The sequence below is a fragment of the Frankia torreyi genome, from assembly GCF_000948395.1.
Classification (GTDB): Bacteria; Actinomycetota; Actinomycetes; order Frankiales; family Frankiaceae; genus Frankia; species Frankia torreyi.
This window is the reverse complement of the sequence record NZ_JYFN01000005.1, coordinates 200976-224166: the sequence shown is the minus strand read 5'-3', so window position 1 is coordinate 224166 and position 23191 is coordinate 200976. Positions and strand designations below refer to the sequence as shown.

The window sequence follows — 23191 nt, the reverse complement described above, 5'->3', positions numbered from 1 at the left end:
GCACCAACGGCTGGACCCTGACCGCCGCACCCCCTTAAACCACGGCCATCCACCCCCACCAGCACCCCGCAAGATTTTCAGTGATCTTCTAGGCGGCGGCCTCCTGGCACACTGGAGCCGCGATGACTCCCATGACCGCCGAATCCGAATCCCCGGACGGCCCGGTGTCCGCCGGGACCGGCCGGCCGGTCCGCCTGTCCCTGACCCGGCGTGCCGCGCGGCCTGCGCGGCACCTGGCAGATCTTTCCCGGGACGAACGCCGCCAGGTCGCGGTCTCGTTGGGCCAGCCCGCCTTCCGCGCCGATCAGGTGTCGCGCCACTACTTCGCCCGGCTGGTCGATGCCGACGAGACCGACGCGATGACCGACCTGCCCGAGGACGCCCGCGGACCGCTCCTCGAGGCGCTGCTCCCGCGGTTGCTCGTGCCTGCCCGAACGCTGAGCTGCGACGACGGCCTGACCCGCAAGACGGCATGGCGGACCGCGGACGGCGCGCTGCTCGAATCTGTGATCATGAGGTATCCGGATCGGGCGACGGTCTGCGTGTCCAGCCAGGCGGGCTGCGGCATGGGCTGCCCGTTCTGTGCTACCGGTCAGGGGGGCCTGACCCGTAATCTGTCGACGGCGGAGATCGTCGAACAGGTCGTGCACGCCGCTCGCGTGCTGCGCCGCCGGGAGTTGGCCGGCGGCGAGGGCCGCCTGTCCAATGTGGTCTTCATGGGCATGGGCGAGCCGCTGGCCAACTACACCGCGGTGACCGCTGCGCTGCGCCGCCTGATCGCGCCGCCGCCGGAGGGGCTGGGGCTGTCCGCGCGTGGGCTGACGGTCAGCACCGTCGGACTCGTGCCGGCGATGCGTCGGCTGGCCGGCGAGGGCCTGCCGGTGACCCTGGCGGTGTCGCTGCATGCCCCGGACGACGAGCTGCGCGACGAGCTGGTGCCGATCAACACGCGGTGGCCGGTGGCCGAGGTGCTCGCCGCCGCCTGGGAATATGCCGAGGTCACCGGCCGGCGGGTGAGCATCGAGTACGCGCTGATCGACGGGGTCAACGACGACGTGGCCCGCGCCGACGCGCTCGCGACCCTGCTCTCCGGTCGCCTGGCGCATGTCAATCTCATTCCGTTGAACCCGACGGAGGGCTCGTCCTGGCAGGCCAGTGCACCCGCCGGCCAGCGCGCGTTCGTCCGCCGGCTGCGGGAGCGGGGGATCGCCACCACCGTGCGCGACACCCGCGGTCGGGAGATAGCGGCGGCCTGCGGTCAGCTCGCCGCCGAGCCCGCCGGACGTGCCAGGCGCCTCGAGGCCGCGAAGCCTGTCGAGGCCGCGAAGCCTGTCGAGGCCGCGAAGCCTGTCGAGTCTGCGAAGCCCGTCGAGGCCGCCGGCGCGGCGAGCGGCTCGTCTGCGCACGGCAGCCGTGTCCTTCGGTAGTCCGGCGAGCCGACGGCGCGGTTCTCTTCGGCATCGCGCGCGGACGACGAACACGGTCTGGTTGCCGATCACGGCCGCAGTCGGCGTGCTTCTGCTTCTGTTGTGGTACGCCATCTCGCGGGATCCCGGCTCGGAGCACGCCTCGGGGCCATCCTCTGCGATAGGTCCCGCCGGCGGGCGCGAGCCGCGCGCGGCGGCCGTGTCGGCGTCGCCGACGCCCACCGTCCCCGCCCCGCCACCCAGCGGGTGCGTCACCGGGAAGACCCTGCCGTCCGGGGTGAGTACCCGCACCTTGCGGGTCGGCGGCATCGACCGCACGTACGTCCTGGCCGTTCCCACCGCGGGATCGCAGGCCCGGGCGCTCCCGCTGATCCTCAACTTCCACGATCTCGGGCAGAGCACCGACGATCTGGAGGCCTACACCCGGCTCGCCGACCAGGGCACCAAGGCCGGTTTCGCGGTCGCGGCGCCGATCGGGGCACAGGATCGGTGGAACTTTCCGCGTTCCGCCGCCATCGGCCCCGACGACGTGCTGTTCGCGGGAACGCTGCTCAACGAGCTCACGGGCCGGATGTGCCTCGACGCGAAGCGCATCTTCGCCGTAGGTTACGCGGACGGCGCGAACATGGTGTTCACCGTGGCCTGCGCGTTGCCGGGCAGGATCGCGGCGGCGGTCACGGTCGGCTCGAGCGTGCTGCCCACCTCCTGCGCGGCGCCTACCACGAACGTGCTCGAGATCCACGGGACGGCCGACCAGATCGCGCCGCTCGACGGCGGGGGCGCTCCCCGTCCGGCGCCGTTCGCCGGCGTGGTCGCGCAGTCGACGCCCGACCGGCTCGCCCGCTATGCCTCCGCACTCCGGTGCAGCGGCGCCAGCCAGGCCTCCCGGGACACCGCGGCCTGGCAGCGCACCGTGTGGACGGGCTGCCCGAACGGGCGCGACGTCGGGTTGCTGGCCATGCAGGGCGCCGGACACACCTGGCCCGGCGCGCAGGCCCGTCCGGCGCTCGGGCCGACCTCGGACGCCTTCAGCGCCACCGTCGTGGCGCTGACCTATTTTGGTTACACCCCCACCTCCGGGGACGTCGCCGGCGGCGGCGCGGGGACGCCGGGTTCGGGCGGGGCGCTCCCGCTGCCGGGCCCGCTCGCTCCGAGCGGATCGCCCGCCGCCTCGGCCACGCCGGCCGCACCGTCGTCGGCGGCGAACGCATCGCCTTCGGCGGGTGCAAGCCCGGGCGCCGGCACGGGCGGGTCGGGGACTCCCGTGCCGTCGACATCACCCTCGGCGACCGGGACCCCCTCGTCGGCGGCTGCGGACGGATGAGCTCCCCCGGTTGGGTGCGAGACCGGCGACCCCGCCGGGTTGGGGTCGACGTCGCTTCGACGGGGAGAGGATGAGGTCACAAAAGGTAGTGGCCGTCAGACCCATTGCACATCTACGGGTGGCACCTGTCATGAACCGAACAGGGCGGCGCCGAGGCGTCGACGGGCCTGAGAGAATGGAGGTGTGGTGGAGGCTTCGAACCTGCGTGAAGTTGTTCTGCTCGGGTCCACGGGCTCGATCGGAACCCAGGCCATAGACGTCGTACGCCGCAATCCGCAGCGCTTCCGGGTGGTTGCGCTGATGGGCGGCGGGTCCCGGGTGGACCTGCTCGCAGCCCAGGCACTCGATCTCGGTGTCCAGGCGGTCGGCGTGGCGGCGGCATCGGCGGCCCAGGACCTGCAGCTCGCCTTCTTTGCGGAGGCGACGCGGCGGGGCTACCGCCGGGGCGAGTTCGCCGTGCCGAAGATCCTGGCCGGGCCCGATGCGGCGAGCGAGATCGCTGAGTGGCCCTGTGACATTGTTCTCAACGGCATCACCGGATCGGTCGGTCTCGCGCCGACGCTCGCCGCGCTGGCCGCCGGCCGGACGGTGGCGCTGGCGAACAAGGAGTCGCTGGTCGCCGGGGGACCCCTGGTCCTGGACGCGCTCGGCGGCGACCCGGACCGGCTCGTCCCGGTGGACTCCGAACACTCCGCGTTGGCGCAGTGCCTGCGCGGCGGCCGCCGGGACGAGGTACGCAAACTGGTCCTCACGGCCAGCGGCGGCCCGTTCCGTGGGCGTCGCCGCGACGAACTCGCCGCCGTCACCCCGCAGCAGGCGCTGGCTCATCCCACCTGGGACATGGGCCCGTTTGTCACGATCAACTCCGCCACCCTGATGAACAAGGGTCTGGAGCTGATCGAGGCGCACCTGTTCTTCGGGGTGCCCTACGACGACATCGACGTCGTCGTGCACCCCCAGTCGCTGGTGCACTCGATGGTCGAGTTCACCGACGGGTCCACCCTGGCCCAGGTCTCGCCGCCCGACATGCGCCTGCCCATCGCGCTGGCCCTGGGCTGGCCGGAGCGGGTGGCCGAGGCGCAGCCGCCGATGGACTGGACCCGCGCCCAGGCGCTCACCTTCGAGCCGCTCGACGAGGTGGCCTTCCCGGCCGTGGAGCTCGCGCGCACGGCCGGTCGCCGGGGTGGCACCGCTCCGGCGGTGTTCAATGCGGCCAACGAGGAGGCGGTGGCCGCCTTCCTGGCCGGACGCCTGCCCTTCGTCCGTATCGTCGATCTGGTGGCCGAGGTCATCGCCGAACACGAGGTCGTCGATCACCCTTCGCTCGACGAGGTGTTCGCCACCGAGCGGGCCGCGCGCGACGCGGCGCAGCGGTTGATCCGGCGCGAGAGCGAACGGGAATCGGTGTGAACCACGCGCTGCCCGGGGTGGGCGGTGGATCCCACCCGGCCGGCTTCCGTTCCGGGGTCGGTGTGATCCGCCTGGGCCGGGCCGGGCGCGGCGGTTCGTGGGGTGCCTGGGTCCATCCGGGCGCCCCCGGCCGGTGTCCCGTCGGGCGGAGGCCGGCCTGATGGCGATTCTCGGCATCGTGGCGTTCGCCGCGGCGCTGCTCGTGTCCGTGGTGCTGCACGAGGGCGGTCACTTCGTGACCGCCCGGCACTACGGCATGAAGGCCTCGAAGTTCTTCGTGGGCTTCGGCCCGACGATCTGGTCCCGCCAACGCGGCGAGACCGAGTACGGCATCAAGGCCATCCCCGCCGGCGGCTTCGTCAAGATCGAGGGGATGACGCCGCTGGAGGAGATCGATCCGGCCGACGAGCCTCGGGCGTTCTACAACGCCCGGGCCCGGGCCCGGCTGGTGGTCATGTCCGCCGGTTCCTTCGTGCATTTCGTCATCGCCATTGTGTTGATCTATGGGGTGCTGGTCGCGCTCGGCACCACGCAGGTCAGCGAGTCGAAGATCGGTTCGACGAGCTGCGTGGCGACAACCGCGAGCTGCTCTGGGCCCGGCCCCGCCGCCGCGGCGGGGCTGCGACCCGGCGACCGGGTCGTCAGCTTCGACGGGGTCGCGGTGCACACCTGGAAGGACTTCACCCGCCGGGTGCGCGAGCACGGCGCCGGCCCCGCCTCGCTCGTGGTGGAGCGGGACGGACGCTCGCTGACCCTCAGCCCGGACCTCGTCGAGGTCCGCCGCAACCGCTCCACCGGCGAGGCGGGCAACGACCGGGTCGGCGCGCTGGGCGTCCGGCCGGGGCTCGAGACGGTGCACTACAACCCGATCGAGGCCGTTCCGCACACCTTCGTGGTGATCGGCTCCGGCTTCACCGGCATGTACGACACGTTGACCCATCGGATCGGCGACGTCGGTAAGATCTTCAGTAACGATCGCGATCCCGAGGGCTTCATCAGCGTCGTGGGTGCGGCGCGCATCGGTGGTGACGTCGTCTCGGCCCCGGACAGCTCGGTGCTCGACCGGGTCGGCCAGTTCCTCATCCTGGTGGCCGCGATCAATCTCGCGGTCGGCATCTTCAACCTGTTGCCCCTGCTCCCGTTGGATGGCGGCCACATCGCCGTGCTGGGCTTTGAACAGGCCAGACACGGTCTGCGCAGGCTTCGGGGCTACCGTGGTCCGGTACAGAAGGTGGATTTCGCCAAGCTCTTACCGGCCACGTACGCCACGGTTGTCGTCCTGCTCGGGTTCAGCCTGCTCCTCCTGTCCGCCGACATCTTCAATCCGATCCGCCTGAACCAGTGATTCCGCACGGTTGCGCGAGACCGTGCGCCCTACTGCCCTGCGTCCCGCAGCCGACAGGCCGAATCAGTCGCACATCGATCAATTTTTCCGATTCGCCAGTGAGGACAACGTGACCGTTACTCTGGGCATGCCAGCCGCTCCGGCCCGACCGCTCGGCACTCGGCGGCACAGCCGGCAGATCAACGTGGGCAACGTCCCGGTCGGGGGTGACGCTCCGGTCTCCGTGCAGTCGATGTGCACCACGTTGACCTCGGACGTCAACGCGACACTGCAGCAGATCGCCCAGCTCACCGCGTCTGGATGCCAGATCGTCCGGGTGGCCGTCCCCAGCCAGGACGACGCCGACGCGCTTGCGGCCATCGCCCGCAAGTCGCCGATTCCGGTGATCGCGGACATCCACTTCCAGCCCAAGTACGTCTTCGCCGCGATCGACGCCGGCTGCGCGGCGGTCCGCGTCAACCCCGGCAACATCAAGGCGTTCGACGACAAGGTCGGCGAGATCGCCCGCGCGGCGAAGGGCGCCGGTATCCCGATCCGGATCGGGGTGAACGCCGGCTCCCTCGACAAGCGGCTGCTCGCCAAGTACGGCAAGGCCACGCCGGAGGCGCTCACCGAGTCGGCGCTGTGGGAGTGCTCGCTGTTCGAGGAGCACGACTTCCGCGACATCAAGATCTCGGTCAAGCACCACGACCCGGTCGTCATGATCCAGGCCTACCGATTGCTCGCCCAGTCCTGCGACTACCCCCTGCACCTCGGCGTGACCGAGGCGGGCCCCGCCTTCCAGGGCACCGTGAAGTCCTCGGTCGCCTTCGGCGCGCTGCTCGCCGAGGGCATCGGCGACACCATCCGGGTCTCGCTGTCCGCGCCGCCGGTCGAGGAGGTCAAGGTCGGCACCGCGATCCTGGAGTCCCTGGGACTCCGGCAGCGTAAGCTCGAGATCGTGTCCTGCCCTTCCTGTGGTCGGGCCCAGGTCGATGTCTACACCCTCGCCAACCAGGTCAGCGCCGGTCTCGAAGGCATGGAGGTCCCGTTGCGCGTCGCCGTGATGGGCTGCGTGGTCAACGGGCCGGGTGAGGCGCGGGAGGCCGACCTCGGCGTCGCGTCCGGTAACGGCAAGGGCCAGATCTTCGTCAAGGGCGAGGTCGTGAAGACCGTGCCCGAGGCGCAGATCGTGGAGACCCTCATCGAGGAAGCCATGCGGCTGGCCGAGGAGATGACGGCGGGCGGTACCCCGTCCGGCGAGCCTTCGGTCACCGTCAGCTAGGCGGCGCGACCGGATGGGCCTGCCGCTGCGCTCCGCGCCGACGCGACTGCTCGACGATCGGGATCTCCCCGCCGTGCGCGAGCTGCTGGCCCGTAATNCGGTCGCCGACGTGTTCGTCGCGTCCCGCGTCGAGGCCGCCGGGCTTGATCCGTGGCGGCTCGGCGCGGAGATGTGGGGTCACACGGTCGACGGCCGCCTGGCCGCGGTGTGTTACTCCGGCGCCAATCTCTGGCCCGTGGCGGCGGGTCCCGCCTCGGCGAAGCTGTTCGCCGAGCGGGCCCGCCGGCAGGGCCGCCGCTGCTCCTCCGTCGTCGGTGTCTCCTCGTCGGTCATGGCGATGTGGCGGCACCTCGAGCCGACCTGGGGACGGGCCCGCGAGGTCCGGTCCGACCAGCCGTTGCTCGTGATCGACCGGCCGCCACTCATCGCGCCCGACCCGGCCGTCCGTCCCGTCCGGCCCGATGAACTCGACGTCCTGCTGCCGGCCTGCATCGCCATGTTCACCGAGGAGATCGGGGTGTCCCCGGTCCTCGCTGACGGCGGGGCCCTTTACCGGGCCCGCGTCGCGGAGTTCATCGGGCAGCGGCGCTCGTTCGCGCACATCGTCGACGGCCGCGTGCTGTTCAAGGCCGAGATCGGCGCGGTGGCCGGGGACGTCTGCCAGATCCAGGGCGTCTGGGTGGACCCGGCGCTGCGTGGGCGCGGGCTGGGTGCGGCCGGCACTGCCAGCGTCGTCGCGCTGGCGCGGGCGGCGTTCGCCCCGCGGGTGAGCCTGTACGTCAACGACTTCAACCACGCCGCCCGCCGAGCCTACGAGCGGGTCGGATTCCAGCGCGTGGACACCTTCGCTTCGATCCTCTTCTAGCTCGCTTCCTCTCCGCCGCAGGCCAGGTGTGGTCGCCGCAGGCCAGGCGCGGTCGCCTCGGGCCAGGCGCGGCGCGGAGGGCCGGGCTGGCCGGGGGTCCGGTCGGTTGGCGTTTGTTCGTCCTTGGTGGCGCGTGGGGGCGCCGCGCCGCCGCGCGCTGAGCTTGGACGCTGAGCCCGCCGCGCCGTCCGCGCCGCCGCGCCGTCCGCGCCGCGCCGTCCGCGCCGCGCCTGCCGAACAGGCCTGTGACCTGGTCCGCAGCCTGTTCCTGGATGGTCCGCGGGGATCAGTCCTTCATGATCGGATCCTGTCCGTCTTGCCGAATTGCTCCCAAATCGACCGTATTTGTTACCGAACGATGTCCGGACGATGAAGGCACATGGCCAGGATGCGGGGCATCTGGCATGCTTACCATCCCGATGACGTCGATTGACTTGCATGGCGCGGGCGTCAGCCTGCGCGAAGGGGGTTTTCATGAGGCCGAGCAGACTGTGGCGGGCCATGACGCCACTGATCACCGCTGGGGCGCTGGCGCTGGCGGTGGTGGGCTGCTCGAGCTCGGGCGATGACGCCAAGGCCTCGGCGAGCGCGACGCCCGGCCAGGTGAGCGGGACGCTCCGCCTCGGGTACTTCCCGAACCTCACCCACGCGCCCGCGCTCTACGGCGTCGAGAAGGGGATCTTCGCCAAGGAGCTCGGCACCGGCGTCACGCTGAAGACCTCGACGTTCAACTCCGGGGTGCAGGAAGCCGAGGCCGTGCTGTCCGGGGCGCTCGACGCCGGGTACATCGGGCCGAACCCCGCGGTGAACAGCTTCATCAAGTCGAACGGCGAGGCGGTACGGATCGTCTCCGGCGCGACGTCGGGTGGCGCGGCGCTCGTGGTCCGGCCGGACATCACCTCGGTGGCGCAGCTCAAGGGCACCACGCTCGCGACGCCGAGCCTCGGCAACACCCAGGACGTGGCGCTGCGCTACTACCTGAAGAAGAACGGCCTGAAGACGGACACCCAGGGCGGCGGCGACGTCTCGATCAAGCCGCAGGACAACTCCGTCACGGTCGACGCCTTCACCAACAAGGCGATCGACGGCGCGTGGGTGCCCGAGCCGACGGCGTCCCGGCTGGTCGCCGCGGGCGGCAAGGTGCTCGTGAACGAGGCCGACGAGTGGCCCGAGACCAAGGGCCAGTTCGTCACGACGGTGCTGCTGGTGCGTACCGCCTACCTGAAGAAGAACCCGGAGATCGTCCGCCGGCTCGTCAGCGCCAACGTGGCGTCGATCAACGGTCTCAACGCCGACCGGGACGCCGGCGCGACGGTCACCAACACGGCCCTGGGCAAGCTTGCCGGCAAGCCGCTGTCGGACAAGGTCCTGACCTCGGCGTGGAAGTCGCTGACGTTCACGCCCGACCCGATCGCCGCCTCCCTGCTCACCTCGGCCAAGCATCAGGAGGAGCTCGGGTTGATCAAGAATCCGAAGCTCGACGGCATCTTCGACCTGACGATCCTCAACGACATCCTGGCGAAGCAGGGTAAGCCGACCGTCTCCGACTCCTGATCCACCCGCAGGTCGCCTGGCCGGGCGTGCGTCTCCACCGCAACGGGGGAATGATCCGTGACCGCTGTCCGCTCCGACACCGCTGTGCGCATCGACGGCGTCAGCCGCTTCTTCGGCTCCGGCGCCGCACGTGTGCAGGCGTTGGACAACGTCTCCCTGGACGTCCGGTCCGGCGAGTTCCTCTGTCTGCTCGGGGCGTCGGGCTGCGGTAAATCGACCCTGCTCGGGTTGATCACCGGGCTCGACGCGCCGACCACCGGCACCGTGGACACGACCAATCGCCGCGCCGGGATGATGTTCCAGGACTCGGCGTTGCTGCCGTGGCTCACCGCGGGCGGCAACATCGAGGTGCCGCTGCGGCTGCGGGGTATCCGCCGCGGCGAGCGACGGGAGCGGGTGGAGCGCCTGCTCGCGATGGTTCGCCTCGCCGGGCTGGCCGACAAGCGTCCCCACGAGCTGTCCGGAGGCATGCGCCAGCGGGTGAGTCTCGCCCGGGCGTTCGCGCAGGAGGCCGACATCCTCTGCATGGACGAGCCCTTCGGTGCCCTCGACGCGATGACCAGAGACCTGCTCCACGACGAGCTGGAGCGGATCTGGCGGGAGACCGGCGTCACGGTCATCTTCGTCACGCATGACGTCCGCGAGGCCGTGCGGCTCGGCGACCGCATCGTGCTGCTGTCCTCGCGGCCCGGCCGGGTCGCGGAGGTCTTCGACGTCGACATCGAGCGGCCGCGGCGGATCGACTCCGCCCGGGTCGCGGAACTGGCCACCGTCGTGACCACGCGACTACGCGAGGAGGTCGGCCGGCATGGCCACTGAAAGCGGCACCTCGACCCGGTTCCGTAGCCAGACGGCGGACTTCGACGCCGAGACCGGGCTCGCGGTGGACGCCGCGCTCGCCGGCCTGGATGCGCTCGACATCCCGACCACGCAGCGGCGGCCGCTCGCATCCCGGGCGTGGGCCGCTACCTGGCCGAAGATCGGCGCTCTCGCCCTGTTCCTGCTGCTGTGGCAGCTCGTCGTCTGGAGTGGCTGGAAGCCCTCCTATGTGCTGCCCGGACCGGGTAAGGCCCTGTCCGAGTTCGGCAGCCGCCTCGGCACCAGTCACTTCTGGGACGCCTTGGCACGCACCCTGGTCCGGGCGGTGGAGGGTTACGCCCTCGCGGTCGTGATCGGGGTCGTGGTGGGGGTCGCGGTCTCCCGCTCCACGATCCTGCGTACCGCGGTGGGCTCCTTCATCACCGCGCTGCAGACGATGCCGTCCATCGTCTGGTTCCCCCTGGCGATCCTGCTGTTCAAGCTCAGCGAGTCGGCGATCATGTTTGTCGTGGTGCTCGGGGCCGCGCCCTCGGTCGCCAACGGGGTGATCTACGGCGTCGACTACGTGCCGCCGCTACTCGTGCGCGTGGGTCGCAGTATGGGTGCGAGCGGCTTCTCCCTGTACCGGTACGTCGTCGCGCCCGCGGCCCTGCCCTCGGTACTCGCTGGGCTCAAGCAGGGCTGGGCGTTCGCCTGGCGCAGCCTGATGGCCGGTGAGCTGCTGGTCATCGTTCCCGGCCATCCCTCGGTCGGGGCCGACCTACAGAACTCCCGGGAACTGCTCGACACGGTCGGGGTGATGGCGTCGATGATCACAATCTTCGTCGTCGGAGTCGTTGTCGACGCTGCGTTCAACACCGCCGACCAGCGGATGCGCGTCCGCCGCGGTCTCGTCGCCGAGGGGACGTCCGCGGTGCGGGCGGCCCGCGGTAGCCGGGGACTCGGCGTGGCCGGCGGCGCGGTCGACCCGGTGGGAAGCTCCGGGGACGGCACGATGCCGCCGCCGGCGGACCCGGGCGCCGGCGGCGGGGACGGTGGGCATTCCGGCGGTGCGGGGTGAGCGAGCGGCGGCCCGTTTTCCTTGGGTGGGCGGGGCGCCAGCGCGGACGGTGAGTGCCGGCACGTGCACCCGCGGCACGCCAGGCCAACCCGTCGGGCGCGCTCGGCGCTGCCGGGCGGCAATATGGGTGCATGCAGATCTCCGCTCGCGCCGACTATGCGCTGCGCGCACTCCTGACGTTGGCGGCGAGTGACGGTCAGCTCGTCAAGGGCGAGTCGCTGGCTCTGGCGCAGGATCTGCCGCTGCGCTTCCTCGAGAACATCCTGACCGATCTGCGCCGGGCCGGACTGGTCCAGAGCCGCCGGGGTGCCGACGGGGGTTACCAGTTGGGCCGCCCCGCCGACCAGATCACGGTCGCCACGGTGATCCGGGTGACCGACGGCCCGCTCGCGAGCGTGCGCGGGCGCCGCCCCGAGGACGCCTGCTACGAGGGTGCGGCCAAGAATCTGCAGGACGTCTGGATCGCCGTGCGGGTCAACCTGCGCCGTGTCCTGGAGAACGTGACCCTTGCCGACGTCGCCGGCGGCCGCCTTCCGGAGATCGTCACCACTCTTGGCAATGATCCCGACGCCTGGACCACTCGCTAGCGGATCGCCGCGCGCTCACGACGCGCCCGGCAGCGCGCGGGTGGCCGTGGCGGGCGGCAGGCCTGCCGCGAGGCGCGCCCGCTGGGCCCGTACGGCCGCCCCGCCCAGAGCGTCGACGGCCAGCGCCCGGGCGTCGGCGACGAGGACGGCTGTGGCGTCGTGGGCCGCCGCGGCGCAGGCGTCCTCGATCTGGGCCAGCAGGGTCAGCGAGGCGGTGACGCTGACCGGCGTCGTGGGGATCCGGTAGGCCGGCAGGGCCGGGGAGGGCTGACCGCCGCGGGCGCCGATCGCGGCGATGAGGTCGTCGCGAAGCGCCTGATGGGCGACCCAGCTCAGCCGGGCCAGCTCCCGGGCGCCGGCGGCCGTGGGGCCCAGCGGCGCGAGCGCACCGCCCGCCGTCGCGGCGGCGTAGATCGCGGCGTGGGTGGCGGTGAGCATCGTGTTCAGGGCGGCCACGGCGGTCGCCGGCCCGGCAGCCGCAGGGCTCTCCCGGGCCGTCCCCGTCGCGGCGGGGACGGCCGCGACGACCCGCCCGTCCCGCCCACCAGGGGTCACCCGACACTCCCGACACCGCCGACACTGCCGGCGGTCGCGGCCGGCTGGCCTGCGCCGACCTGCGCGCTGTAGAGGTCGAGCAGCTCCACCTGCGCGACCCCGGCCGCGTGCAGGCTGGCCAGCAACGGCGCGAGCACGCCGCTCACGCGCAGGCTGTCGGTGCGCGCCGCGGCCGTCGCGCCGCTCTCGGAGGCGCGCAGCGAGGCCAGCGTCGCCGCGCGGGCCGGGGGCGAGTCGTCGACGACGGGGGTGGCCGCCGCCCCGGCCGGCGTGGGCCCGGCGGGTGCGGACGCCGCCGGGGTCGAGCCGGTCACTCCGGCCGCCGGGATCGTCGCGACCGCGGCGGGGACCTGCGCGCCCAGCGTCGACACGGCGACCTCGTGATGGGCGCGCAGCGGGTCGAACAGGGGACGCAGGGACGGATGGCGTTCGGCCGCGGTCCGGTAGGCCGCCGCCAACGTCATGGCGCGGTCGATCGCGCCCCGCGCCGCGGCCGTGTCCGGCGCGCTGAGCCCGCCGTTCGACGCGGTCGAGGGCGAGACCGTGGTCGTGCAGCCGGCCACCCCGACGGCGTCGGCGAGGACGAGCCCGCCGAGTCCCAGCAGGATCCGCCGCCGCGAGACGGGAATGCGCAACGCCGGGTCCACGGTTCCGAGCTTCGCACATTCCGCCGGCCGGGCTGACCGCCGTGCGACCCGCCCGGGCGATCCGTCCGCCTGCCGGCGGTACCGCGGCGCGCGGGCCGCGGCCGGCCGGCGCGGCGGCGGACGTAGGCTATGGATCTCATCCTGTTCGCCGTCGCCGTGGCCCGGTGGGTTCGTGGGCAGAGGTCCCCCGTCGGCGGGGACCTCTGTGCGTCGTCGCCGGGCAACCCGGCGGTGCATCCGTGGTGTCCGGCCGAACCTGGGTATCGCCCCTGGTGGCCGGTCGCCGGTGGCCGGCGGCGTGGCCGCCCGGGGCCCGGACGGTCGGGGGGTGGCCGGCCGGCAGGGGGCGGCGAGACGATCAGGGCAGGCGTGAACACGAGAAGGGACGGACCAGGTGTCAGGGGCGGGGGAGTCCGGTCACGGACGGGGCCGAGGCTCATCCGGAGCGGCTCGGCGGGCGGGGACCGTCCGGCCGGCGTTGCGCGACCGGTTGACGTCCGGCCTGGCCGGGGCGGGTTTCGATCTTGAGGATGTGACGGTGAGCCGGGCCGGTTCGCGCAGCCTGGTCAGGGTGGCGGTGGACCGCGACGGCGGCATCGACCTGGACGCGGTGGCCGAGGCCAGCCGGGTGGTCTCGGACCTGCTCGACGCGGCGGAGGCGGCGGGCGAGGGCCTCAGCGCCGGGCCCTACGTCCTGGAGGTCACCTCCCCGGGGGTCGACCGGCCGCTGACCGCGCCCCGGCACTGGCGCCGCGCCGTCGGGCGGCTTGTGACCGTGCGGGACAGCGCCGGGGACGTCCTGTCCGGTCGGGTGCTGTCCGCCGACGAGGCCGGGGCGGATCTGGCCGTTGCCACCGGCCCGGCCCGGCGCGGGCGACCGCAGCGGCGTCGTGTCGCGCGGGTGACCTATGCGCAGGTCGAGCGGGCGACGGTGGAGATCGAGTTCGCGGCCGAGGGGTATGATGATCTTTCCGGTGAGTCGCCGGCACAACCGTCGGGGGACACGCCGGACGCGCCGGACTCCGGCGTGAGCGCCGAGGCGCCGCAGGCGCACGCCGCCCGTGATGGTGCGACGCGGGACGATCAGGACGATCACCCGGCGTCGCCGGGGCCGGTATCCAACGACGAGGGCCGCCAGGCCGACGCCCAGGGCGCGGCCGGTGAGGAGATGACCCGGTGAAGCTCGACGTGGCCGCGTTGCGCGGTATCGAGCGGGAGAAGGACATCGCCTTCGACACCTTGGTGCAGGCGATGGAGACGGCCCTGCTGACGGCGTATCACCACACGGCCGGGTCGGCTCCCGACGCCCGGGTGGTCATCGACCGGACGACGGGGGAGGTGTCCGTTCTCGCCCGCGAGCAGGGTCCCGACGGGACCAGTCGCGAGTACGACGACACGCCGGCCGACTTCGGCCGGATCGCGACCATGACGGCGAAGCAGGTGATCATGCAGCGCCTCCGGGAGGCGCAGCAGGAGGTCACCTACGGGCAGTACGCCGACCGTGAGCACGAGGTCGTCTCCGGCGTGGTGCAACATCACGAGCAGCGTGCCGGCTCCAAGGTGGTGCTGGTCGATCTCGGCACGATCGAGGGTGTTCTGCCGCCGGCCGAGCAGGTCCCCGGCGAGCGGCTCGAGCACGGCGACCGGATCAAGTGCTACGTGGTGCACGTCGCCCGCGGGCCGCACGGTCCCACCGTGACCCTCTCGCGAACCCACCCTGAGCTGGTCAAGGGCCTGTTCCGACTGGAGGTCCCCGAGGTCGCCGATGGCACGGTCGAGCTCGCCGCGATCGCCCGTGAGGCCGGTCACCGCAGCAAGATCGCCGTCCGCTCCAAGGTGGCCGGGGTCAATCCCAAGGGCGCCTGCATCGGGCCGATGGGTAGCCGGGTGCGTGCCGTCATGGCCGAGCTGCACGGGGAGAAGATCGACATTGTCGACTGGTCGGCCGACCCGGCAACCTTCGTCGGCAGCGCCCTGTCGCCGGCTCGGGTGGCCCGGGTCGAGGTGACGGATCTGGCGAGTCGGTCGGCGCGGGTCGTCGTCCCCGACTACCAGCTGTCGCTGGCGATCGGTCGGGAGGGACAGAACGCGCGGTTGGCGGCGCGGCTGACCGGATGGCGCATCGACATCCACTCCGACACCGAGGACCGGGCCGGCGGGCCGCCGGCCGCCGCCGAGCCGCCGCCGGCGGGTGCGCCGCGGAGGTCCGGGCCACCCGGGGTTCCGCGCCGCTCTCCCACCGCGGGTGGCCACTCCCGGGGTCGGACGGGATAGACTTATGATGGCGTGTCGTGCGGAGCCCGTCCGTACCTGTATCGGATGTCGAAGCCGTGCGCCGAGTTCCGACCTCTTGCGTATCGTCGTGGACAGCGGCGAGCTCCTGCCGGATGCTCGTCGCCGTATGCATGGTCGGGGTGCGCACGTGCATCCGGATCTGGCCTGTCTCGATCTCGCGGAGCGTCGTAAGGCGTTTCCGCGAGCGCTGCGGGTGTCAGGCCCGCTCGGGTCGGTGCAGGTCAGGCTGTACCTGGAGCGGTTCCGCCCCGCGGCAGCCGGATCCCGTCCGCGGGATCCGGTCGCCGTAAGGGCTCCGGACGGGACGAAAGTCGGGTAAAGGTAGGTGGTACGGGGGTGGTCCGCGGCAGCGGAGCGCCCGGATCAGACGGGACGGACGCCGCCAGCGACGGCGCCCGGTCCGGGAGGCGGCGCCAGATGACGTCGACAGGGAAGCAGGTCGAGACAGTGATGATCGCTCAATGAGCACCCAGCCATGATCACGACCGGCAGGTAACGAGGTCACGCGGGCACGGACCGCGGGCCGAACGAAGGAGCACCGTGGCAGGAAAGGCCCGCGTACACGAGCTCGCCAAGGAGCTTGGTGTCGACAGCAAGACCGTGCTCGCCAAGCTCAAGGATCTGGGCGAGTTCGTGAAGTCCGCTTCGTCTACCGTCGAAGCCCCCGTCGTCCGCAAGCTGAAGGAAGCCTTCCCCACCGAGGGCGGGCCCGCCTCGGGCGGGCGTCCTGGCGGTCGGCCGGCGCCCGGTAACGGCGCCCGCCCAGCGCCGCCGCGCCCGGGCCTCGCGCCTCGTCCCGGCCCTCGTCCCGTCCCCGGTCGTCCCGGCCCGGCCGGTCGTCCCGGCCCGGCCGCACCGCCGGCACCGAGTGCGCCGGCACCTGGCGCTCCGGCGCCGAGCGTGCAGGCATCCCCGCCGCGGCCCGCCGCGGCGAGCGCGGCCGCGCCGCCGCCCGCCGCGGCGTCGGCTCCTCCGGTGTCCTCCCCGGCCGCTCCGTCGGGCCCCCGGCCCGGCCCGCGTCCCGCCGGCCCCGCGGCCCCCGGCCGCGGGCGTCCCGGCGCCCCGGTTCCGCCGCCCGGCGGCAGCGCTCCCAGCGGTCCGTCCGCCGGTGGCCCTCGTCCCGGTCCGCGCCCCGGCCCCCGGCCGTCCGCGCCCGGCAACAACCCGTACACGACGCCGTCCACCGGGCCCCGCCAGTCGGCCGGTCAGTCCGGCTCCGGCCCGGCCTCTCCGCCGCGCCCGGGTGCGCCGCGCCCGGGTCCTCGCCCGGGTGGCCCTCGCCCCGGTGCTCCCGGCGCCGGTGGTCCTCGCCCCTCGCCCGGCTCGATGCCGCCGCGTCCCGGCTCACGCCCTGGTGGTGCCGGCGGGATGCCGCCGCGGCCGGGTGGTAGCGGCGGTCCGCGGCCCAACGCGAACATGTTCCAGCCCCGTCCCGCGGGCGGCGCTCCCGGTCGTCCCGGTGGCGGCGCACCGGGTCGTCCCGGTGGTGGCGGCGGCAGTGGCGGCCCGCGTCCCGGCGGTTTCGCCGGTCGCGGCGGCGCTCCCGGTCGTCCCGGTGGTGGCGGTGGCGGCGGCGGTGCCGGTGCCCCCGGTCGTCCCGGTGGCGGCGGTGGCGGTCGTCCCGCGGCGGGTGGCCGCGGGCGTGGCGGTACCACGGCGGGCGCGTTCGGCCCCGGTGGCCGCGGCCGTCCGGGCCGTCAGCGCAAGTCCAAGCGCGCGAAGCGGCAGGAGTGGGAGAGCGGCCTGGAGGCGCCGCGGATGGGCGCGATGGTCCCCCGTGGCAACGGGCAGGCCATCCGACTTCCGCGTGGCGCCTCGCTGGCCGACTTCGCGGACAAGATCGACGCGAATCCCGGTGCGCTGGTCCAGGTCGTCTTCACCCAGCTCGGTGAGATGGTGACCGCGACGCAGTCCTGCACCGACGAGACGCTGCAACTGCTTGGCGTGACCCTCGGGTACGAAGTGCAGATCGTCAGCCCGGAGGACGAGGACAAGGAGCTGCTGGAGAGCTTCGACCTGTCCTTCGGCGGCGAGTACGGCGACGACGTCGAGCTCAGCATCCGGCCGCCGGTCGTGACCGTCATGGGTCACGTCGACCACGGCAAGACGAAACTGCTCGACGCCATCCGCTTCACCGACGTGGTCGCGGGCGAGGCCGGCGGCATCACCCAGCACATCGGCGCCTACCAGGTGCGGGCCACGGTCGACGGCGACGAGCGGCCGATCACCTTCATCGACACCCCGGGTCACGAGACGTTCACCGCCATGCGTGCCCGAGGTGCCCAGGTCACCGACATCGTGGTCCTCGTGGTCGCGGCCGACGACGGGGTGAAGCCGCAGACCATCGAGGCGCTCAACCACGCCCAGGCGGCCGGGGTGCCGGTCGTCGTGGCCGTCAACAAGGTCGACAAGGAGGGCGCCGACCCGGCGAAGGTGCGCGGTCAGCTCACCGAGTACGGCCTGGTCGCCGAGGAGTACGGCGGCGACACGATGTTCGTCGACGTCTCCGCCCGCAACAAGACGAACATCGACGGGCTGCTCGAGGCGATCATCCTGACGGCCGACGCCTCGCTGGACCTGCGGGCCCCGACGGGTACGGAGGCGCAGGGCGTCGCGATCGAAGGCCGGCTCGACCGCGGCCGTGGCCCGGTGGCGACCGTGCTGGTCCAGCGCGGCACGCTGCGGGTCGGCGACTCGGTGGTCGCCGGTGAGGCGTTCGGCCGGGTTCGGGCGATGCTCGACGAGCACGGCGGTCAGGTGACCGAGGCGGGTCCGGCCCGCCCGGTGCAGGTGCTCGGCTTCACCAGCGTTCCCGACGCGGGTGACAACTTCCTGGTGGTGCCCGAGGACCGGGTCGCCCGCCAGATCGCCGAGCGCCGGCAGGCGCGGGAGCGCAATGCCGAGCTCGCCCTCAGCCGTGGCCGCCCGACGCTGGAGACGATCCTCGAGCGGATGAAGGAGGGCGAGAAGACCCAGCTCAACCTCATCCTCAAGGGCGACGTCTCCGGTTCGGTCGAGGCTCTCGAGGACGCCCTGCTCAAGATCGATGTCGGCGACGAGGTCGGCCTGCGGATCATCGACCGGGGCGTCGGTGCGATCACCGAGACCAACGTCATGCTGGCGTCGGCGTCGGACGCGGTCATCATCGGCTTCAACGTCCGCCCGCAGGGCAAGGCGACGGAGCTGGCCGATCGCGAGGGTGTCGAGGTCCGGTACTACTCGGTGATCTACCAGGCCATCGAGGACATCGAGAACGCCCTCAAGGGCATGCTCAAGCCGGTCTACGAGGAGGCGCAGCTCGGTACCGCCGAGGTGCGCGAGGTCTTCCGGGTGCCGCGGATCGGCAATGTCGCGGGTTCGCTCGTCCGCTCCGGCATCATCCGCCGCAACACCAAGGCCCGTCTCATCCGCGACGGCGTGGTCGTGGCGGACAACCTCACGGTCGAGTCGCTCAAGCGGTTCAAGGACGACGCGACCGAGGTCCGTGAGGGCTACGAGTGCGGTATCGGTCTCGGGTCGTTCAACGACATCAAGGTCGACGACGTCATCGAGACCTTCGAGCAGCGGGAGGTTCCCCGCGTCTGAGGCACGTTGCCGGTCGGTGCCGGCCGGTCGGGCGCCTGCGCGTCCGGCCGGCACCGGCGGTCCGTGTCGCACCGCGGGAGGCGATCATGTGGATCGGGACTCTCAGCCTTGACCTGCTGCTCGGCGATGTGCACTCGCTGAAGGAGAAGCGCTCGGTGGTCCGGCCGATCGTGGCCGAACTGCGCCGTCGGTTCGCCCTCAGCGTCGCCGAGACGGGGCATCTCGACCTGCACCGGCGGGCCGAGATCGGGATGGCGGTCGTCGCCGCCGACCGTGCGCACTGCATCGAGGTCCTGCACGCCTGTGAACAGTTGGTGGCAGGGCGCCCCGAGGTCGAGATCCTCGCCGCGCGCGAGCGCTGCCTGGCCGAGGACGACGCTGACGGGCAGTCCCACCTGTCGGCGGGCACCCTCGACTGAGCCGCTCGCCGGAGGGCGCCAGGCGCCTGCCCCGGGCGTCGCCCAGGCGATCGGGCATCCGGCGGGCGGCGGGAACTCCCGCGCGGTAGCTGTCTCCCGTGCGGAAGCGATCCCCGCGCGGTATCGGTCACGGTGGCGTCTCCGAGTGGGCGGGATCGCGGCGGGAACGACGCCGAGGTAACACGGAGCGAGGAGGTCTACGGTGGCTGATCCGGCCCGGGCACGGAAGCTGGCCGTGCGAATTCGTGAGGTGGTCGCGTCCGCGCTGGAACGAGGCGTGAAGGATCCCCGCCTCGGCATGGTGACGGTCACGGAAGTGCGGGTCACACCCGACCTGGTCGACGCGACCGTGTTCTACACCGTGTACGGCGATGAGGCCGCACGCCGTGCGTCGGCGGAGGCCCTCGAGTCCGCTCGCGGGCTGCTGCGCAGCCAGGTCGGCCGCGCCACCGGCGTGAAGGTCACCCCGACCCTCACCTTCGTGCACGACCGGCTGCCCGACGACGCCAAGCACCTGGAGGAGCTGATCAGCGTCGCCCGGGAGCGGGATGCCCGGCTCGCCGAGGTGCGCCGCGACGCCCGGCCGGCGGGCGACGACGATCCCTACCGCCGTCCGCGGACCGCCGACGACGACGTCGAGGACGACGTGGACACCGACATCGTCGACGAGTTCGACGATGTCGAGGAGTTCGACGCGGACGATGCCCTGGGCGGAGATGCCAGGGCTCGGGAGGCCGGCGCGGTCGGCGGTCACCAGGTGTATCCGGCATCACCCGGCGGCGAGCCGACCGTCGGGCGCTGAGAGTGATAAGCCGCTCCAAGGGGACGAACCGCCGGCGCGCCGGTGGGCCACGGACACGGCGATGGGACGGGCGATGAGCGACGCGAGCGATCTCGTGGCGGCCGACCGGGCGGCCGTGGTGGCCGCGCTGGCGGCGGCCGCCGACGCCGGTGGCGACATCCTGCTCGTCGCGCACGTCAATCCCGACGGTGACAGCCTCGGTTCGGCGCTGGCCCTCGCGTTGGCGCTGCGGACGCTCGGGGCGCGGCCGAGGGTGTCCTTCGACGCCGAGCCCTTCGCCGTTCCCCGGACCCTGCGCTTCCTTGCCGGCCAGGAGCTGCTCGTCGATCCGGTGGCGATCACCGCCCGGCCGGGTCTCGTGGTCTGCCTGGACGCGGCCAGCCGGTCCCGGCTCGGCCGACTCGCCCAGATCACCGCCGGCAGCCGGATGGTCGTCGTCGATCATCACGCCTCCAACACCCGTTTCGGCGACCTCAACCTCGTCGACAGCGAGGCCGCGTCGACCAGCGCGATGGTCGTCGGCCTGATCGACGCCCTCGGGGTGGCGCTGGACGCGGACCTGGCCGCGGCGATCTACACCGGCCTGGTCACGGACACCGGCTCCTTCCGGTTCGCGGCGACGACGCCCGCGGTGCACCGCCTGGCCGCGCGCCTGCTGGCCACCGGCATCCGGCACGATCTGATCAGTCGGGCGTTGTGGGACACCCACCCGTTCGGCTACCTCAAGCTCCTCGGCGAGGTGCTGGGCCGGGCCCGGCTGGAACCCGAGCACGACCTGACCTGGACCTGGTGCGCCCAGGCCGACCTGCGGGCCTCGGGGCTGGACTACGACGAGATCGAGGGCTTCATCGACACGTTGCGTACGGCGTCCGAGGCCGAGGTCGCCGTGATCTGCAAGCAGGACGACGGCGTCTGGAAGGTCTCCGTACGGTCCAAGGGGAGCGTTGACGTCGGCGCGCTGTGTGCCGGTCTTGGGGGCGGCGGCCACCGGCTGGCCGCAGGCTTCGTGACGAGCGCGGAGCTGCCGGAGCTCATGGACACGGTGCGGGCGGCGCTGGCTCTGGCGCCGCGGCTGGCCGACCCCGCGGGCGGGGCCCTGACCGGCCCCGACGCTGCCGCTGGGCGCACCTCCGCAGTCGCCCCCGCCCAGGGTCGGGCCGGGCGGGGGCCGGCCGTGAGCGTCCGGTGAGCCCGCGGGGATCCCGCCCGGCGGGGGGGCCGCAGGTCGACGGGCTGGTCGTCGTCGACAAGCCGCCCGGGCTCACCTCGCACGACGTGGTCGCCCGTGCCCGGCGCATCCTGGGTCAACGCCGCGTCGGTCATGCCGGCACCCTCGACCCGATGGCGACCGGCGTGCTCCTGCTTGGCGCCGGCCGGGCCACGAGGCTGCTGGGTCACCTCGCGCTCACGGACAAGGTGTATGACGCGACGATCCGACTCGGTCGCACCACGACGACCGACGACGCCGAGGGCGAGCCACTCGAGGACCGGCCCGTCGACGTCGACCCCGCGCGGCTCGCGCGGGCGATGGCGGCCCTGACCGGGTCGATCGACCAGGTGCCATCGAGCGTCAGCGCGGTCAAGGTCGGCGGGGTACGCGCCTACGCCCGGGTGCGGGCCGGTGAGCAGGTCGAGCTCGCCGCCCGCCGGGTCACGGTGCACCGCTTCGACCTGCTCGCCCGCCGCGCCGCCGACGGCGCGGCGGACCAGGGGGGCTGCGATCTCGACGTGACGGTCGGCTGCTCCAGCGGGACCTACATCCGGGCGCTCGCGCGTGACCTCGGGGCGGCGTTGGGCTGTGGAGGGCACCTGACGGCGCTGCGGCGCACCGTCGTGGGGCCGTTCGGGCTGGGCCGGGCGGTGAGCCTCGACACGTTCGCCGAGCTGGGCGCGGGGGCGGTCATCGGCTTGTCGGAGGCCGTCTCGGCCGGTTTCGCGCGCCGGGACGTGGCCGGGGACGCGGCGGTCGACGTGCGCCACGGCCGCCGGTTGGCGCCGGTAGGGCGGCCGGGCACCTACGGCGTGTTCGGCCCGGACGGGTCCGTGCTGGCACTGGTCGAGGAAAGCGCCGAGGCGGTCCGCTCGCTGGTCGTGTTCGCCCCGGCCTGACCCCCGTGCGCGGCAGGGGGCGGGCGGCGCTCGACCGTACCGCGCGAGAATGTCCTAGGCTTCCCACGTGCAAACGTGGCGAGGGGCGGAGAACACGCCGGCCGAGTGGCGCGGCGGGGTCGTCACGATCGGTTTCTTCGACGGGGTGCACCTCGGGCATCGGCAGATCATCGGGCAGGCGGTGCGTCGCGCCCGGGACCGCGGCGAGCGGGCCGTCGTCCTCACCTTCGATCCGCATCCGGGGGAGGTACTGCGCCCCGGCAGCCATCCGGCCCTGCTGACGACGTTGCGCCACAAGGCCGAGCTGCTTGCGGCGATCGGCGTCGACGCGCTGTGCGTGCAGCCGTTCACGCTGGACTTCAGCCAGCTCCCCCCGGCCGAGTTCGTGCACGGAATGCTGGTCGAGCGGCTCGGCGCGAGCGTGGTCGTGGTGGGGGAGAACTTCACCTACGGCCACCGGGCCGCCGGCACGCTGGCCACGCTGGCGGCGGACGGGGCTCGGGAGGGGTTCGAGGTCGACGGGGTCCGCCTGGTCCGCTCGGGGGACCGGGTGCTGTCCTCGACCGAGATCCGCCGCCGCGTCGCCGAGGGCGACGTGGAGTCGGCCGCGGTGGCCCTGGCCCGACCACACCGGGTCGAGGGCGTGGTGGTGCACGGTGACGCCCGCGGCCGGACGATCGGCTACCCGACGGCAAACGTCGAGGTGACGCCGTGGGCGGCGGTGCCGGCCGACGGGGTGTACGCCGGGTTCGCCTGCTGGGACGGCCGCCGCCAGCCCGCCGCGATCTCGATCGGCACGAACCCGACGTTCGCCGGCCGGGAGCGGCGGGTGGAGGCCTTTCTGCTGGACTTCGACGGGGATCTCTACGGCGAGTACATGGCCTACGAGTTCACCAGCCGCCTGCGTCCGACGCTGCGTTTCGAGTCGGTGGATGAGCTCGTCACGCAGATGGCTGTCGACGTCGAGGCGACCAGAACGGTCACGCTGCCCGTCTGAGCGTGGGCCCCGGCTGAGCGTCGGCCCGGTCGGGGAGCCCGGCCGCGGGTGGAGGTCCGCGGGTACGGGGGTCACCGGTGCCCGAGCGGTTCCCCTCGGGTTGATAGGCTTCGGGTCCAGGCGGGTG

At 72.9% G+C, this 23191-nt stretch carries 21 protein-coding genes; 19 read left to right on the top strand and 2 right to left on the bottom strand.

Features of this window, described 5'->3' with window-relative positions; all coding sequences use genetic code 11:
• Nucleotides 1-122 precede the first annotated feature (122 nt).
• From rlmN to FF36_RS05305, 10 genes are all read left to right on the top strand, one after another.
• Nucleotides 123-1427, top strand: coding sequence for a dual-specificity RNA methyltransferase RlmN (gene rlmN / locus FF36_RS05350; protein ID WP_052680963.1), 1305 nt, complete (start codon nucleotides 123-125; stop codon nucleotides 1425-1427).
• A 277-nt stretch (nucleotides 1428-1704) separates the two neighbouring features.
• Entirely contained in the window at nucleotides 1705-2751 is a 1047-nt protein-coding gene (locus FF36_RS05345; protein ID WP_242418008.1) for a CE1 family esterase, read from the top strand.
• A 186-nt stretch (nucleotides 2752-2937) separates the two neighbouring features.
• Complete coding sequence (gene dxr, locus FF36_RS05340) at nucleotides 2938-4161, top strand: 1-deoxy-D-xylulose-5-phosphate reductoisomerase (protein WP_044883872.1); 1224 nt, start codon at nucleotides 2938-2940, stop codon at nucleotides 4159-4161.
• Nucleotides 4162-4321: 160 nt separating this feature from the next.
• Nucleotides 4322-5506, top strand: a complete 1185-nt coding sequence (locus FF36_RS05335) for a M50 family metallopeptidase (protein ID WP_044883871.1) — start codon at nucleotides 4322-4324, stop codon at nucleotides 5504-5506.
• A gap of 109 nt (nucleotides 5507-5615) precedes the next feature.
• Complete coding sequence (gene ispG, locus FF36_RS05330; protein ID WP_044883817.1) at nucleotides 5616-6770, top strand: flavodoxin-dependent (E)-4-hydroxy-3-methylbut-2-enyl-diphosphate synthase; 1155 nt, start codon at nucleotides 5616-5618, stop codon at nucleotides 6768-6770.
• Between the two features lie 98 nt (nucleotides 6771-6868).
• Nucleotides 6869-7635, top strand: a 767-nt coding sequence (locus FF36_RS05325; RefSeq protein ID WP_339325593.1) for a GNAT family N-acetyltransferase, incomplete at its 5' end; no start/stop codon positions are given.
• 474 nt (nucleotides 7636-8109) lie between these two features.
• The gene (locus tag FF36_RS05320) at nucleotides 8110-9189 is read left to right on the top strand and encodes an ABC transporter substrate-binding protein (RefSeq protein WP_044883815.1); all 1080 of its coding nucleotides are present in this window, start codon (nucleotides 8110-8112) and stop codon (nucleotides 9187-9189) included.
• 57 nt (nucleotides 9190-9246) lie between these two features.
• Nucleotides 9247-10008, top strand: a complete 762-nt coding sequence (locus FF36_RS05315) for an ABC transporter ATP-binding protein (protein WP_044883814.1) — start codon at nucleotides 9247-9249, stop codon at nucleotides 10006-10008.
• Nucleotides 9998-11068, top strand: a complete 1071-nt coding sequence (locus FF36_RS05310) for an ABC transporter permease (RefSeq protein WP_052680962.1) — start codon at nucleotides 9998-10000, stop codon at nucleotides 11066-11068. The genes FF36_RS05315 and FF36_RS05310 overlap by 11 nt, the downstream gene beginning before the upstream one ends.
• Nucleotides 11069-11199: 131 nt before the next feature.
• The gene (locus FF36_RS05305; protein ID WP_044883813.1) at nucleotides 11200-11655 is read left to right on the top strand and encodes an RrF2 family transcriptional regulator; all 456 of its coding nucleotides are present in this window, start codon (nucleotides 11200-11202) and stop codon (nucleotides 11653-11655) included.
• Between the two features lie 15 nt (nucleotides 11656-11670).
• On the opposite strand, the gene FF36_RS05300 is transcribed toward FF36_RS05305, so the two are convergent.
• Both FF36_RS05300 and FF36_RS05295 read right to left on the bottom strand, forming a co-directional pair.
• Nucleotides 11671-12210, bottom strand: a complete 540-nt coding sequence (locus tag FF36_RS05300) for a DUF4439 domain-containing protein (RefSeq protein WP_082121682.1) — start codon at nucleotides 12208-12210, stop codon at nucleotides 11671-11673.
• On the bottom strand, nucleotides 12207-12845 hold the full coding sequence (locus FF36_RS05295; RefSeq protein WP_236705927.1) for a hypothetical protein: 639 nt from the start codon (nucleotides 12843-12845) through the stop codon (nucleotides 12207-12209). The genes FF36_RS05300 and FF36_RS05295 overlap by 4 nt, the downstream gene beginning before the upstream one ends.
• 406 nt (nucleotides 12846-13251) lie before the next feature.
• On the opposite strand from FF36_RS05295, the gene rimP reads away from it, so the two are divergent.
• The 9 genes from rimP to FF36_RS05255 all read left to right on the top strand — a co-directional run bounded on the left by rimP (nucleotide 13252) and on the right by FF36_RS05255 (nucleotide 23064).
• Complete coding sequence (gene rimP / locus FF36_RS05290; protein WP_044883811.1) at nucleotides 13252-14037, top strand: ribosome maturation factor RimP; 786 nt, start codon at nucleotides 13252-13254, stop codon at nucleotides 14035-14037.
• Nucleotides 14034-15131 carry a transcription termination factor NusA gene (gene nusA / locus FF36_RS05285; RefSeq protein WP_044883810.1) on the top strand — a complete coding sequence of 366 codons (1098 nt, stop codon included), beginning with the start codon at nucleotides 14034-14036 and terminating at the stop codon, nucleotides 15129-15131. Before rimP ends, nusA begins: the two co-directional genes overlap by 4 nt.
• A gap of 4 nt (nucleotides 15132-15135) precedes the next feature.
• Entirely contained in the window at nucleotides 15136-15471 is a 336-nt protein-coding gene (locus FF36_RS32390) for a YlxR family protein (protein ID WP_339325592.1), read from the top strand.
• 221 nt (nucleotides 15472-15692) lie between these two features.
• Nucleotides 15693-18737, top strand: coding sequence for a translation initiation factor IF-2 (gene infB / locus FF36_RS05280; RefSeq protein WP_044883809.1), 3045 nt, complete (start codon nucleotides 15693-15695; stop codon nucleotides 18735-18737).
• Between the two features lie 86 nt (nucleotides 18738-18823).
• Complete coding sequence (locus FF36_RS05275; RefSeq protein WP_044883808.1) at nucleotides 18824-19156, top strand: DUF503 domain-containing protein; 333 nt, start codon at nucleotides 18824-18826, stop codon at nucleotides 19154-19156.
• Nucleotides 19157-19358: 202 nt separating this feature from the next.
• On the top strand, nucleotides 19359-19958 hold the full coding sequence (gene rbfA / locus FF36_RS05270; protein WP_044883807.1) for a 30S ribosome-binding factor RbfA: 600 nt from the start codon (nucleotides 19359-19361) through the stop codon (nucleotides 19956-19958).
• 61 nt (nucleotides 19959-20019) lie between these two features.
• The gene (locus tag FF36_RS05265) at nucleotides 20020-21147 is read left to right on the top strand and encodes a DHH family phosphoesterase (RefSeq protein WP_044883806.1); all 1128 of its coding nucleotides are present in this window, start codon (nucleotides 20020-20022) and stop codon (nucleotides 21145-21147) included.
• The gene (truB, locus tag FF36_RS05260; RefSeq protein WP_044883805.1) at nucleotides 21144-22067 is read left to right on the top strand and encodes a tRNA pseudouridine(55) synthase TruB; all 924 of its coding nucleotides are present in this window, start codon (nucleotides 21144-21146) and stop codon (nucleotides 22065-22067) included. The genes FF36_RS05265 and truB overlap by 4 nt, the downstream gene beginning before the upstream one ends.
• A 67-nt stretch (nucleotides 22068-22134) precedes the next feature.
• Nucleotides 22135-23064: a bifunctional riboflavin kinase/FAD synthetase gene (locus tag FF36_RS05255; RefSeq protein ID WP_044883804.1), complete on the top strand. Its 930-nt coding sequence runs from the start codon at nucleotides 22135-22137 to the stop codon at nucleotides 23062-23064.
• Nucleotides 23065-23191 lie beyond the last annotated feature (127 nt).

Excerpts from the sequence above, each read along its gene's own strand:
- FF36_RS05335 (WP_044883871.1), top strand. The coding sequence starts at position 4,322 with ATGGCGATTCTCGGCATCGTGGCGTTCGCCGCGGCGCTGCTCGTGTCC.
- rlmN (WP_052680963.1), top strand. The coding sequence starts at position 123 with ATGACTCCCATGACCGCCGAATCCGAATCCCCGGACGGCCCGGTGTCC.
- FF36_RS05310 (WP_052680962.1), top strand. The coding sequence starts at position 9,998 with ATGGCCACTGAAAGCGGCACCTCGACCCGGTTCCGTAGCCAGACGGCG.
- FF36_RS32390 (WP_339325592.1), top strand. The coding sequence starts at position 15,136 with ATGATGGCGTGTCGTGCGGAGCCCGTCCGTACCTGTATCGGATGTCGA.
- FF36_RS05275 (WP_044883808.1), top strand. The coding sequence starts at position 18,824 with ATGTGGATCGGGACTCTCAGCCTTGACCTGCTGCTCGGCGATGTGCAC.
- FF36_RS05265 (WP_044883806.1), top strand. The coding sequence starts at position 20,020 with ATGGGACGGGCGATGAGCGACGCGAGCGATCTCGTGGCGGCCGACCGG.
- FF36_RS05305 (WP_044883813.1), top strand. The coding sequence starts at position 11,200 with ATGCAGATCTCCGCTCGCGCCGACTATGCGCTGCGCGCACTCCTGACG.
- FF36_RS05320 (WP_044883815.1), top strand. The coding sequence starts at position 8,110 with ATGAGGCCGAGCAGACTGTGGCGGGCCATGACGCCACTGATCACCGCT.